This window comes from Brachybacterium sp. AOP25-B2-12 (assembly GCF_052378625.1).
In the GTDB taxonomy this organism is placed as follows: domain Bacteria; phylum Actinomycetota; class Actinomycetes; order Actinomycetales; family Dermabacteraceae; genus Brachybacterium.
Genome location: NZ_JBQSXW010000001.1, coordinates 249,394 through 261,876 on the forward strand (window position 1 = coordinate 249,394; position 12,483 = coordinate 261,876).

11 protein-coding genes and 3 tRNA genes are annotated in these 12,483 nt (G+C 71.6%); 5 read left to right on the top strand and 9 right to left on the bottom strand.

The genetic code is table 11. The features are described 5' to 3' along the window. The first annotated feature begins 40 nt into the window (after nt 1–40). Nucleotides 41–1,672, top strand: coding sequence for an N-acyl-D-amino-acid deacylase family protein (locus tag ACT3TZ_RS01175; protein WP_444581558.1), 1,632 nt, complete (start codon nt 41–43; stop codon nt 1,670–1,672). Between the two features lie 34 nt (nt 1,673–1,706). Here the strand turns inward: ACT3TZ_RS01175 and ACT3TZ_RS01180 are convergent, their stop codons facing one another. The 8 genes from ACT3TZ_RS01180 to ACT3TZ_RS01215 form a co-directional block, all read right to left on the bottom strand. Then, a complete protein-coding gene (locus tag ACT3TZ_RS01180; protein WP_444581559.1) occupies nt 1,707–2,576 on the bottom strand; it encodes a universal stress protein in 870 nt (289 codons plus the stop codon). 122 nt (nt 2,577–2,698) lie between these two features. Beyond that, nucleotides 2,699–2,771: transfer RNA gene (locus tag ACT3TZ_RS01185), tRNA-Glu, on the bottom strand. A gap of 90 nt (nt 2,772–2,861) precedes the next feature. After that, a tRNA-Glu gene (locus tag ACT3TZ_RS01190) sits at nt 2,862–2,934 on the bottom strand. Between the two features lie 36 nt (nt 2,935–2,970). Then, nucleotides 2,971–3,042: transfer RNA gene (locus ACT3TZ_RS01195), tRNA-Gln, on the bottom strand. Between the two features lie 69 nt (nt 3,043–3,111). Further along, entirely contained in the window at nt 3,112–3,843 is a 732-nt protein-coding gene (locus ACT3TZ_RS01200) for an HAD family hydrolase (protein ID WP_444581560.1), read from the bottom strand. 74 nt (nt 3,844–3,917) lie between these two features. After that, entirely contained in the window at nt 3,918–5,453 is a 1,536-nt protein-coding gene (gene gltX / locus ACT3TZ_RS01205) for a glutamate--tRNA ligase (RefSeq protein WP_444581561.1), read from the bottom strand. A gap of 68 nt (nt 5,454–5,521) precedes the next feature. Then, the gene (locus tag ACT3TZ_RS01210; protein ID WP_444581562.1) at nt 5,522–6,298 is read right to left on the bottom strand and encodes a fumarylacetoacetate hydrolase family protein; all 777 of its coding nucleotides are present in this window, start codon (nt 6,296–6,298) and stop codon (nt 5,522–5,524) included. A 63-nt stretch (nt 6,299–6,361) separates the two neighbouring features. Then, nucleotides 6,362–7,114: a YceI family protein gene (locus tag ACT3TZ_RS01215; protein WP_444581563.1), complete on the bottom strand. Its 753-nt coding sequence runs from the start codon at nt 7,112–7,114 to the stop codon at nt 6,362–6,364. A 239-nt stretch (nt 7,115–7,353) separates the two neighbouring features. Here ACT3TZ_RS01215 and ACT3TZ_RS01220 point away from each other — a divergent pair, with 239 nt between their 5' ends. The 3 genes from ACT3TZ_RS01220 (at nt 7,354) to ACT3TZ_RS01230 (ending at nt 11,514) form a co-directional block, all read left to right on the top strand. Beyond that, complete coding sequence (locus ACT3TZ_RS01220; protein ID WP_444581564.1) at nt 7,354–8,349, top strand: 3-methyladenine DNA glycosylase; 996 nt, start codon at nt 7,354–7,356, stop codon at nt 8,347–8,349. A 32-nt stretch (nt 8,350–8,381) separates the two neighbouring features. Next, nucleotides 8,382–8,906, top strand: a complete 525-nt coding sequence (locus ACT3TZ_RS01225) for a hypothetical protein (RefSeq protein ID WP_444581565.1) — start codon at nt 8,382–8,384, stop codon at nt 8,904–8,906. A gap of 61 nt (nt 8,907–8,967) precedes the next feature. After that, a complete protein-coding gene (locus ACT3TZ_RS01230; RefSeq protein WP_444581566.1) occupies nt 8,968–11,514 on the top strand; it encodes a DEAD/DEAH box helicase in 2,547 nt (848 codons plus the stop codon). Nucleotides 11,515–11,543: 29 nt separating this feature from the next. On the opposite strand, the gene ACT3TZ_RS01235 is transcribed toward ACT3TZ_RS01230, so the two are convergent. Continuing rightward, entirely contained in the window at nt 11,544–12,083 is a 540-nt protein-coding gene (locus ACT3TZ_RS01235) for a glycine cleavage system protein R (protein WP_444581567.1), read from the bottom strand. A 71-nt stretch (nt 12,084–12,154) separates the two neighbouring features. On the opposite strand from ACT3TZ_RS01235, the gene ACT3TZ_RS01240 reads away from it, so the two are divergent. After that, nucleotides 12,155–12,472: a putative quinol monooxygenase gene (locus tag ACT3TZ_RS01240; protein WP_444581663.1), complete on the top strand. Its 318-nt coding sequence runs from the start codon at nt 12,155–12,157 to the stop codon at nt 12,470–12,472. The last annotated feature ends 11 nt before the right edge of the window (nt 12,473–12,483 follow it).

Genomic DNA, 12,483 nt, shown 5'->3' on the forward strand with positions numbered 1-12,483 from the left:
GCGAGGCCGCCCATGACCCGCCGCACCCCTGAGGAGAACGATGAACCAGCCACCGTCCCCGCTCGCCGACGCCCTCCGCGCCGCCCTCGGCTCCCCCGAGGCACCCGTGCGCATCACGGGTGCGCTCGTCCTCGACGGCACGGGGGCGCCCGGGACGATCCGCGACGTGGTCGTCCGCCGCGGCCGGATCCTCGACCCGGCGGCCGCGGCGGACCCGGCGGCGGAGGAGATCGTGGTCGATGCCTCCGGCCTCGCGCTGACCCCGGGCTTCGTGGACATCCACACCCATTCCGACCTCACGCTCCTGTCCGATCCCGTGGGCCACTCGAAGCTCCTGCAGGGCGTGACCACGGAGATCGTGGGCAACTGCGGTCTGGGGATGGCCCCGCTCGGCGCGATCCCGCTGCCGGCGCTGCGCGGTGTCAACTCCTACCTCGACCGGGACCCCGCCGTGGTCGCGGACTTCCCGCGGCTGACCGACTATCTCGACGCGGTCGCCGAGGTGCATCCGGCACTGAACGTGGGGGCGTTCGTGGCCCATATCCCGCTGCACGCGGCCGTCACGGGGCTGGCCGACGTCCCCTCCACACCCGAGCAGGTCGCCCGGATCGCCGACCTCGCGCGCGCCGCGATCGCCGACGGTGCGGTGGGCATCTCGACGGGCCTGGTCTACGCCCCGCTGTGCTTCGTGGACGAGTCCGAGCTCGTGGCCCTTGGCGAGGTCGCCGCGGAGACGGACTCTCTCTTCGCCTGGCACGTGCGCGACTACATCGACGAGCTCGAGGACAGCGTCGAGCAGGCGATCCGGATCGCCGAGCGGACCGGTTGCCGCACCCAGATCTCCCACCTGCAGTCCGTGGGGCGCCGCAACTGGGCCTCGATGGCCCGCGTCCTGGCGCGGATCGACGAGGCCCGTGCGCGCGGCCTGGACGTCTGGGTGGACATGTACCCCTACCTCGCGGGGAACGCTCCCCTGTCCCAGCTCCTGCCGGGGTGGGTGCAGTCCGGCGGCAACGCCGCGATGATCGAGCGCCTGCGGGATCCCGCGAGCCGCTCGCTCGCACGGGCGCAGATGGTGGCGCCCCCGGGCTCTGCCACCACGGACGAGGAGATCATGATCGCGGCCTGCCCCGATCCGGCGATCGCCCGCCGCACGGTGGCCGACGTCGCCGGGTCCACCGGCCAGGAGGGGATCGACGTGATCCTCGACGTCCTCGCCGCCCACGGCACGGCCGTGCAGATGGTCACCCACGGCCGCAGCCGCGAGGTCCTCGAGGAGGTGCTGCACCACGAGGCGTGCGTCGTGGCCTCGGACGGCTCGGCGATGGATCCCGAGGGGCCCACGGGCCGCGAGGCGACCCACCCGCGCAGCTACGGCTGCTTCCCGCGCTACCTGTCCGAGCACTGGGAGGATCCGGCCGATGCGGTCCGACGCTGCACGAGCGCCCCGGCCGCGCGCGTCCGCATCCCCGACCGCGGGACGATCGTGCCCGGCGCGGTCGCCGATCTCGTGCTCCTGGACCCGGACACCCTCGAGGACCGCGCGACCTATCTCGAGCCCCATCGGTACCCGGCCGGGATCTCCGCGGTGATCGTGGGCGGCACGCCCGCCGCCATCGAGGGCACCCCCACGGGCGCCCGCACGGGACAGGTGCTGCGCTCGCGCGGGTGACGGCTCAGGTCCCGGGTGCGAGGGGCCCCTCGGCTCAGCGTGCCCCGAGGGGCCTCTCGATCCAGATCGGGGTGCGCGCGTGCTGGACGACGGCGACCGTCTGCGAGGAGGCCGAGGCGGCGCCCGCGCTGCGCGCGGCGACGACCACCATCCGGTCACCCTCGCTCGCCCGGATCAGCTGTCGCGCGTCGCGCGCGGAGGTGACGGCGGACGGCTCGACGCGCACCTCGGGGTGGTCCGCCGCGATCAGCGCCCGGGCCTGGTCGACGATCCGCCCGTGCTCGGCCTGGGGTGCGGCGATCCCGACCACCACGTGCACCTCGGTGCCGTGCAGGGCGGCGAGGTCCCCTGCGCGGCGGAGGGCCTGGGTGCCCAGATCGGTCGCCTCGTAGGACACGCCGATCGGCCCGTCGGTGAGCTCCTCCCCGCGCACGACGACGACGGGGCAGTGGGCGTTGCGCGCGAGGGCGAGGCTCGTGGACCCCATGACGAGCGCCAGCACTCGCCCCAGGCCGCGACTGCCCACGGCCAGCACCTCGGCCCCCTGGGAGGCGGCCAGGAGCACGTCGACCCCGCGGCCGTCGACGACGCTGCTGGTGACGGGCAGGCCCGGGGACTGGGTCCGTGCGACCTCGACGGCGTGGGCCACGAGGTGCTCGGTCGCGGCGCGCAGGCCCGAGCCCGCGATCCCCGGCACCGGCTCGACGTCGACGTTCATGAGCGGCCAGACGAAGGCGTGGACGAGGTGGAGAGTCCCGCCGATGCGTCGTGCATGGTCCGCGCCCCAGGTCACGGCGCGGTCGGACTCGTCGGTGTCGGCGATGCCGACGACCACACGGGGGCGGTCCGTCAGGGCGGGGAGGGGGGTCTCGGAGGATGCGGGCCGGGGGTCGGTGGTCTCCATGACCGGATCGTACCGGTGCGCTGTGACCTGCGTCTCGCCGAAGGTCCCGGAAGAGGCTCATCCATCGAAAAGGACCCCGGATGTGCGAGGAGCCGGCACCTGATGGCGCCGGCTCCTTCTCGTACCCCGTACCGGATTTGAACCGGTGTTACCGCCGTGAGAGGGCGGCGTCCTGGGCCGCTAGACGAACGGGGCGGATGATCCAGGAGGATCAGGTCCGTGAGGACCGGACCGAGGCCACGGTTGACGACGTCGTGACCTCGAGGTGGACCACTGGTCCACTCGTACCCCGTACCGGATTTGAACCGGTGTTACCGCCGTGAGAGGGCGGCGTCCTGGGCCGCTAGACGAACGGGGCGCGGGCCGCACCCCCCGCCGAGGCGGGGGACGAGCGCTGGGGTACCTGGACTCGAACCAAGAACAACTGAACCAGAATCAGCCGTGTTGCCAATTACACCATACCCCAAGGGGGTATCAACCATGATGTTCGAGCACCGGAGTGCGCCGCGCATCGAGGCCGTACCGAGGTAAGACTCTATCGGGTGCCCCCCGGGCAGGGCAAAGCGAGAACGTCCGTGAGGGCTGTGAGGTCTCCCACCTCGAGGTGTTCTCGCTGGTCAGACGGGCAGGAACCGAAACGGAGGTCACCCGCCCGGCGCAGATGCACCCCCACCAGCCCCGCGCGCGTGGCGGCGTCGGCATCGATGTCGGGCTCGTCGCCCACATAGGCGACCTCGTCGGGCTGCACGCCCAGCAGGCGCGCTCCCTCCACGAACACCCTCGGGTCCGGCTTGCCGACGCCGAAGGTGTCCATCGTGACCAGCAGGGGCACGAGGGTCGCGAACCCGACCGCGGCGAGCTTGCACCGCTGCATCGCCCCGCCCGCATTGGACACCGCGCCGAGCGGCACACCGGCGGCGGCGAGTCGGGCGACGATCTCGACCGCGTCCGGGAAGGGGCGCCAGCTCGCGGCGAAGGCTCGGTCGAAGAGCTCCGTGGCGCGGGCGAACCCCGCGTCGTCCAGGGCCGCTCCCCCGTGATCGAGCAGCACCTCGTCCATCCGGCGCCGACGCTGGGCGAGGTAGCCCAGCTCACCCCGGGTATAGGCGCGGTACCAGCCGCCCGCGTCGTGCCCCCACTGCAGCGCGAGCGCGATCGGGTCGGCATCGGGCGGCAGCAGGGGCAGCAGACTCGCCCCGAGCGCCGCCTCGAAGGCCGCGGCCGTGTCCACGAGCGTGTGGTCGATGTCGAAGAGCACGCCGCGCACGCACGGCCTGCATACGGGCACCGCGGTCCGGGGCGAGGTCGCCGACGCCGTCGGGTCCACGACTCGTCGCGGGCTCAGGAGGCCGCGAGGCGCTCGCGCAGGGCGCGCAGACGGGCGAGCGAGGACTCCTTGCCCAGGAGCTCCATGGACTCGAACAGCGGCGGGGAGATCCGACGTCCCGAGACGGCGCTGCGCAGCGGTCCGAAGGCCAGGCGGGGCTTGATGCCCATGTCCTCGACGATCGCCTCCCGCAGCCGCCGCTCGAGCTCGGCGGCGGCGAACTCCGTCGCATCGACCGCCTCGACCTCGGTCACGGCGCGGTCGAGCACCGCCACCGGGTCGTCGCCCAGCTTCTTCAGCGCATCCTCGGCGACCGCGAGCTCGGCGTCCTCGACGAAGAGGAAGCGCAGCATGTCCGGCGCCTCGGACAGCAGGTTCATCCGGGGCTGGACCAGCGGGGTCGCAGCGACCAGCAGTGCGTGCTCGCGCGCCGTGATCGGGTCGAGGACGATCCCGGCGCGCTGGAGCACCGGCACCAGACGCTCGGTGAAGTCCTCGGGAGCGAGCATGCGCATGTGGTCGGCGTTGATGGCCGTGGCCTTCTTGCGGTCCACGTGGGCGGGATTGGGGTTGACGTCGGCCGCGTCGAAGCGCTCCACGAGCTGCTCGCGGGTGAAGACGTCCTGGTCGGCGCTGTAGCCCCAGCCCAGCAGGGCGATGTAGTTGACCATGCCCTCGGGCAGGAACCCGTCATCGCGGTAGTGGAAGAGGTTGGACTCGGGATCGCGCTTGGAGAGCTTCTTGTTGCCCTCGCCCAGGACGTAGGGCAGGTGTCCGAAGACGGGCACCCTCTCGGCCAGGCCGATGTCGATGAGCGCGTGGTAGAGCGCCACCTGCCGCGGCGTCGAGGAGAGCAGGTCCTCCCCGCGCAGCACATGGGTGATCCGCATCAGGGCATCGTCCACGGGGTTGACGAGCGTGTACAGCGGCTTGCCATTGGCGCGGACCACCACGAAGTCCGGCGTGGAGCCGGCCTTGAAGGTGATGTCGCCCCGCACGACGTCGGTGAAGGTGATGTCCTCGTCGGGCATCCGCAGCCGCCACACCGGCTCGCGGCCCGCGGCCCGGTAGGCGGCCTTCTGCTCCTCGCTGAGGTCGCGATCGGAGTTGTCGTAGCCCAGCTGCGGGTCGCGTCCCGCCGCGAGATGACGCTCCTTGGTCTCCTCCGCGGTCACATAGGACTCGTAGATGTGCCCGGCGACCTTCAGCCGCTCGATGACGTCGGCGTAGATCTCCCCGCGCTCGGACTGGCGGTAGGGCCCGTCGGGCCCGCCGACCTCGACACCCTCGTCCCAGTCGATCCCGAGCCAGCGCATCGCGTCGAGCAGCTGGTGGTAGGACTCCTCGCTGTCGCGGGCGGCGTCGGTGTCCTCGATGCGGAACACGAGGGTTCCGCCGAAGTGCCGGGCGTGCGCCCAGTTGTACAGGGCGGTGCGGACCATCCCGATGTGCGGGGTGCCGGTCGGGCTCGGGCAGAAGCGGACCCGCACCTCCTCGGTCCCGTCCGCGGAGGCGGCAGCGGTCGCGGGCGTGCTGGGGGCTGTGGTCACGGGAGGTGCTCCTGAGGTCGTGGAGGGGGTCGTCGCAGCAATGTGGTGGTCGGCGGATCGCGGGGGTGTCAGCGCCGCACGACGGGGTTGGTGAGGGTGCCGATCCCCTCGATCTCGACGCTGACGGTCGAGCCCTCGGCCACGGTGCGGACGCCGGCCGGGGTGCCGGTCAGCACGACGTCGCCGGGCAGAAGGGTGGTGACGTGAGAGATCTCGGAGATGAGGTCGGGGATCGAGCGCAGCATGTCCGCGGTGGTGCCGTCCTGGGCGCTCTCGCCGTCGACGAAGGACCTGATCGCGAGGTCCGCGACGTCGAGATCCGTCTCGATCCACGGTCCCAGCGGGCACGAGGTGTCGAAGGCCTTGGCGCGGAACCACTGCTTCTCGGCACGCTGGGCGTCCCGGGCGGTGAAGTCGTTGGCGCAGGTGTAGCCGAGGATCGTCGAGCGCACCTGCTCGGGGTCGAGGTCCTTGGCCATCGTGCGCATGACGACGGCGAGCTCGGCCTCGAGGGAGACCTCCTGGCTGTAGCCCGGGATGGCGACGGGGTCACCGGGGCCCACCACGGCCGTGTTGGGCTTGAGGAAGAACAGCGCCTCCTCGGGCACCTCGTTGCCCAGCTCCGCAGCGTGCGCGGCATAGTTGCGCCCGACGCACACCACCTTCGAGCGTGGGATCACGGGGGCCAGCAGCCGCACGTCCGCGAGCGGGAGCACGGTGCCGGTGGGGCGGATCTCGGTGTAGAGGGGGTCCCCGGTGATCGCGTAGACCATCTCCTGGCCCTCGCGGGGCTGGACGATGCCGTACTGGGGATCCTCGCCGGTGGTGAATCGGGCGATGCGCATGCCGTCGAGTCTAGGCGGTCCGGAGCCGGGGCCACGGACCGTGAGGCCCCGCGACGTCCGGGGTCAGCCGCGGTGCTCCTCGTGGCCGTCGCCGTGCTCCGCGTTCTCGCCCTCGGTCGAGCTCGGGGGTGCGTACGCGGAGAACTCCTCGTGCGAGGCCTCGGCGGCGGCATCCCCGTGCTCGGCGTCCGAGGTCAGCGGGGCGGAGTCGATGAGCTCGTCGTCGCTGTCCGCCGAGGTCTCCGTCGCGGCATCGGCCGCGACCGGGTCCTTGATGAGCGAGAGCTCGAACTCGAGGACGATCTTGTCGCTGACGAGCAGCCCGCCCTTGTCCAGGGGGGTGTTCCAGCTGACGCCCCAGTCACGGCGGTCGATGCGACGGGTGCCCTCGAAGCCCGCGCGCAGGTTGCCGAAGGGGTCCTCGGCCAGGCCCACGAAGCTCAGGGGGATGCTCATGGTGCGGGTGGTGTCGCGGATCGTGAGGTCGCCGGTGACGATGAAGCCGTTGTCGTCGACCTCCTCGACATGGGTCGAGCGGAAGGTCATCAGCGGGTACTGGGCCACATCGAAGAAGTCGGCGCTGCGCAGGTGCTCATCCCGCTGGGCGGCACGGGTGTCGATGCTGTCCATCCGCACGTCCACCTCGACGTGCGAGGCATCGGCGTCCTCGAGGTCCAGCACCGCACGCCCGGAGATGTCGTTGAACGCACCGCGGACCTTGGTGACCATCGCGTGGCGGGAGTTGAAACCGATCCGGGAGTGGGACGGGTCCAGTGTCCATGTCCCCGAGAGCTGGGAGTTGTCGACGTCGGTCATCGCGTGGGCACCTTCTTCGGTTCGTGGTGTGGTGCGGGGCGGGCCATGCGCTGCGACACGCACGACGCCCGAGAGCCCCGGTGCCCGATCCCACAGGGGGTTCGGGAGCTTCACCGTACATCGGACACGTGCAGGTCGCGCACCGATTCCACGACACGACGTCGCCTGCGAGGTGGGACGATGTCCTCCGGGACCCGCCGGGACCACCGGTGGACGATGCCGCGAGGAGGGCACTGACGATGGACGAGGACCTGCCCGGTCCGCGGACGGACACGACGCCCAGGGTGCTCGACGCGCCCACCGCCCGTGCGGCACGCATCGCGCACGAGGCCCGAGCGGAGGCCCTGACGGCGGCGCACCGCGCCCGCCGGGCACGGGGTGAGAAGCATCAGGTCGAGGACTTCCTGTTCACGTACTACCCCTTCTCCCCCGCCCGACTCCGGCGATGGCACCCCGGGGCAGGGATCAGCTACGACGCGGCCGCCGATCCGGTCCCCGATCACGCGCCGCACGGGGACCTCCAGCCCGACGGGACCCGCAGCTGGTACCTCGACACCCCGGACGAGCACCGCGTGCTACGGCGTGCCGACGTGCGGCGCTACCTCGCCGAGCGCGGCGACGCGCTCGCCTTCGTGCACCGTCTCCTGGACCGCTCCACGCTCGCGCACCGGACCCCGCAGTTCGGCTGCTTCGGCCTCCACGAGTGGGCGATGGTCCACGGGCTGGCTCCGGGAGCGCGCCGCCACGAGGACCTCCCCCTCCGGCTGAGCCAGCGCGAGACCGACGAGGTGATCGAGCGTGAGCGCCTGGTGTGCTCCCATCTCGACGCCTACCGGTTCTTCACCCCCACCGCCCGTCCGCGCAATGCCCTGGAGCCCACGCGCGCACGTCAGGCCGAGCTCGACAATCCCGCCTGCCTGCACGTGGGCATGGATCTGTACAAGTGGTCGATGAAGCTCACGCCGATCGTCTCCTCGGACCTGGTGCTGGACTGCTTCGAGCACGCGCTCCGCACCCGGGTGCTCGACATGGAGGCGAGCCCCTACGACGTGACCCACCTCGGCCACGGCGTCGTGCCGATCGAGACGCCTGCGGGCAAGGCGGAGTACGTGCGCCGCCAGCGCGCGCTGGCCGCGGACGCGGACGCGCTGCGCCGGAGGATCCTGGTGCAGCTCGTCCCGTTCGGCGTCGGAGCACGTGGCCGTGCGGACTGCGACGTCGTCCCTCCGGCATGACACATACCGACGACCACGGAAGAGGAGCACCCATGCACGATGCCGCACCGGAGGTCCTCTACGTCGCGCGTCCCGCACCGTGGTTCCGTGCCGTGCTGCTCGGCTTCGGTGCCCTCCTCGTGGCGGGACTGACGGCGCTGACCGTCGCGAGCACCGCGTCCGACGACGGTGCTCCCGCGATCCGCCTCGCGATGTGCACGATGTCGGCGTCCTCCGCGATCGCGATCGCGGTGCTGGTGGCCCTGCTGACCCAGCGACTGCGCTTCACCGTGACGACCGCGGGGGTGGTGCTCCGCTCCTTCGTGCGGACGCATCGCATCGGATGGCCGCAGATCGCGGTGGTCGCCGTCGACACCGGCTGGTCGCAACGCGGGCAGACGCTCCTGGCGCTGCACGACGGGCGTCGACTCGGATCGCCGATCACCGAGGCGCGCTCGGCGATGCGCCGCGGCGAGCGCACCCGGGACCACGGCCCGGACCTCATGACCCCGGCGCGTCCGACGCGGGCCGCGATCGACGCCCACGTGCGGTTCCTTCGGGGTCATCGCGGCCGCTGAGGTCCTCGGCGGCCCCGACCTCCGTCCCGGGACGTCGGCCCCTGCTGGCAGACTTGCCCCCATGCCCTCCCTCGCCGACCACCTGCCCGCCGTCGCCACCGAGGACGCCGTGGTCGATGCCTTCCTCACGGCCCAGGAGGAGATCAGCCGCACGCTCTACCCCCATCAGGAGGAGGCGCTGCTGGCGCTGGCCGCCGGCGATCACGTGATCGCCGCGACCCCCACCGGCTCGGGCAAGACCACCATCGGCTACGCGGCGATCTTCGCCGCGATCGCCCGGGGGGAGACGGCCTACTACACCGCCCCGATCAAGGCGCTCGTCAGCGAGAAGTTCTTCGATCTGGTCGCGATGTTCGGCGCGGACAACGTGGGGATGATGACGGGCGACAGCTCCGTCAACCACGACGCCCCGATCATCGTGTGCACCGCCGAGATCCTGGCCAACCACGCCCTGCGCGACGGTCCCACGAGCGACGTGGGCCTCGCGGTGATGGACGAGTTCCACTTCTACGGCGATCCCCAGCGCGGCTGGGCCTGGCAGGTGCCGCTCGTGGAGCTGCCCGACTGCCAGTTCGTGCTCATGAGCGCGACCCTCGGAGACGTCACTCCCTTCGTCGAGGACCTCACCGAGCGCACGGATCGTGAGGTCACCGTCATCGACGACGCCCCGCGGCCCGTGCCCCTGGACTACCGGTGGTCGCTGGATCCCGTCGAGGACACGATCTCGCGGATCCTCGACGAGAAGGACGCCCCGGTCTACATCGTCCACTTCACCCAGAAGGATGCCCTGGACCGCGCCCAGGCGCTCCAGGGCACGGAGATCCTCACCGACGCGGAGAAGACGCGGATCCGGGAGCTGATCGGCGACTTCCGGTTCTCCAAGGGCTTCGGCACGACGCTCTCGCGCCTCGTGCGCCAGGGCATCGGCGTGCACCACGCGGGCATGCTGCCCAAGTACCGGCGGCTCGTGGAGCGCCTGGCCCAGTCGGGGCTGCTCAAGGTGATCTGCGGGACGGACACCCTGGGGGTCGGGATCAACGTGCCGATCCGCACGGTGCTGCTGACAGGCCTGGCGAAGTTCGACGGTCGGCGCTCGCGCCTGCTCAACGCCCGGGAGTTCCACCAGATCGCGGGGCGCGCGGGCCGCGCCGGGTTCGACACCGTGGGCCACGTCGTCGTCCAGGCGCCCGAGTGGACCATCGAGTTCGCCCGCGAGCAGGCCCGCAAGGCCAACCGGGAGAAGCAGGGCGTGACGCCCAACTCCGCCAAGAAGCGCAAGAAGGAGCCCAAGCCCCGGGTGCCCGACGGCGCCGTGTCCTGGAGCGAGGCGAACCTCGACCGCCTGGTGGAGAACCCCCCGGAGACCCTGCGCCCCCACCTGCGGATCACCGCCTCGATGCTGTTGGCGCTCATCGCCCGTCCCGGGGACGCCGTCGCCTCGGCGCGCCACCTCATCATGACCTCGCACCAGACCACGACGCAGAAGCTGCGCCTGGTCCGCGAGGCCGCCGAGACCTTCCGCGGCCTGCGCGACGCCGACATCGTGGAGGTCCTGGACCGGCCCGACCACCTGGGCCGGCGGATCGTGCTGACCGAGGACCTCCAGCTCGACTTCACGATGAACCAGCCGCTGGCGCCGTTCGCGATCGCGATGATCGACACCCTCGACGAGGAGTCCGAGACCGTGTCGATGGACACCGTCTCGATCCTCGAGGCGATCCTCGAGGACCCCCGGCAGATCCTCCTGGCCCAGCAGAACACCGCCCGCGGAGAGCTGCTGGCCGAGCTCAAGGCCGACGGCGTCGAGTACACGGAGCGGATGGCGCTCCTGGACGAGGTCACCTGGCCCCGGCCGCTGGAGGAGGAGCTGACCGCGGCGCTCACGATCTACGCGGGCACCCATCCGTGGGTGCGCCCCGACGATCTCTCGCCGAAGTCCGTGGTGCGGGAGATGTACGAGACCGGGCAGACGTTCAGCGAGTTCGTGCGCCGCTACGACCTCACGCGGTCCGAGGGGATCGTGCTGCGCTACCTCTCCGATGCCTTCCAGACGATGCGCCGCACGCTCCCCCAGGACCTGCGCACCGAGGAGGTCGAGGACATCATGGAGTGGCTCGGCGTGCTGGTGCGGGGCATCGACTCCTCGCTGCTCGACGAGTGGGAGGCGCTGGCCCACCCCGAGGACGACACCGACGCCGCGAGCGAGGTGCGTCCCTCGACACCGCGTTCCCTGTCCGCCCAGACGGCGGTGCTGCGCCAGATGGTGCGCGCGGCCATGTGGCAGCGGGTCGAGCACTTCGCCTTCGAGCGGGAGGCACGCCTGGCCGAGCTGGACGGCGCCTCCGGCTGGGATCGCGCACGCTGGGCCACCGCGATGGACGCCTACTACGACACGTACGACAACGTCGGGATCGACGGCCTGGCGCGCTCACCACAGCTGCTGCAGATCACCGAGGAGTCGAAGGTCTGGCGGATCCGCCAGGCGCTGGACGACCCCGAGGGCAACCACGACTGGGGCATCGAGGCCGAGCTGGACCTCGAGGCGACCGACGAGGCCGGAGAGCCCGTGCTCGCCATCACCCACGTGGGGCCGCTCGGCGAGGACTGACGCTGGCCGTCGCCGCCGGACCTGCGGGGTCAGACCTCCGCGTCGAGGTCCAGGTCGACCATGAGCTCGCCGGCGATCGTCTCGAGCGCCGTGCGGAGATCCGCCTCGTCGGTGCCCTCGCCCAGCCGCACCGTCGCGTCGACCTCGAACAGCAGCCCGCCGCCCTCGGGGGCATCGCTGGTCCAGGAGTGGAAGCGATCGATGGTGACCTTCTGCTCCGCCAGCGCGGTGGTCACCTCGCGGACGGTCCCGGGGCGGTCCAGACCCACAAGGTACAGGCGCAGCGGTGCGGACGTCGCGGGGACGTGCACCCCGGGGCCGCCGGTCTCGGCGGCGGGGGTGACGTCGATGCGCCATCCCACCTGGGCCTCCAGCGCCGCGACCGCCCCGGAGAAGGCATCCACGCCCTCGTCGGGGACGTCCACCAGCACGATCCCCGCGAACTTCGCGGCCAGCCGCGCGAACTCCGCGTCGAGCCAGTTGCCGCCGTGGTCGTCGACCACCGTCGACAGCGCGGAGACCAGACCTTCGCGATCGTCGCCGATCGCCGTGAGCACGAGCTTCGTCATGGCCGCCACCCTAGTGGGCAGTGGGATGCTGGTGGGGAAGCATCCGCACCCCGAGCCCAGGAGGCATGCCCGTGTACCTGATCGTCGTGAAGTTCCCCGTCCGCCCCGACAGCGCCGAGCGCTGGCCCGAGATCGTCCGGGAGTTCACCGAGTCCACCCGCGCCGAGGAGGGCAACCTCTGGTTCGAGTGGTCGCGCAGCCTGGAGGACCCGCAGGAGTTCGTGCTCGTCGAGGCGTTCACCGACGAGGGCGCCGGACCCCACGTGAGCTCCGACCACTTCGCCGCGGGCCTGGAGGCCATGCGCCCCCACCTCACGGCGACGCCCAGGATCGTGTCCCGTCAGGTCGACGGCGAGGGCTGGGAGGAGATGGGCGAGCTGCGGATCTGAGCGCCGGTCGC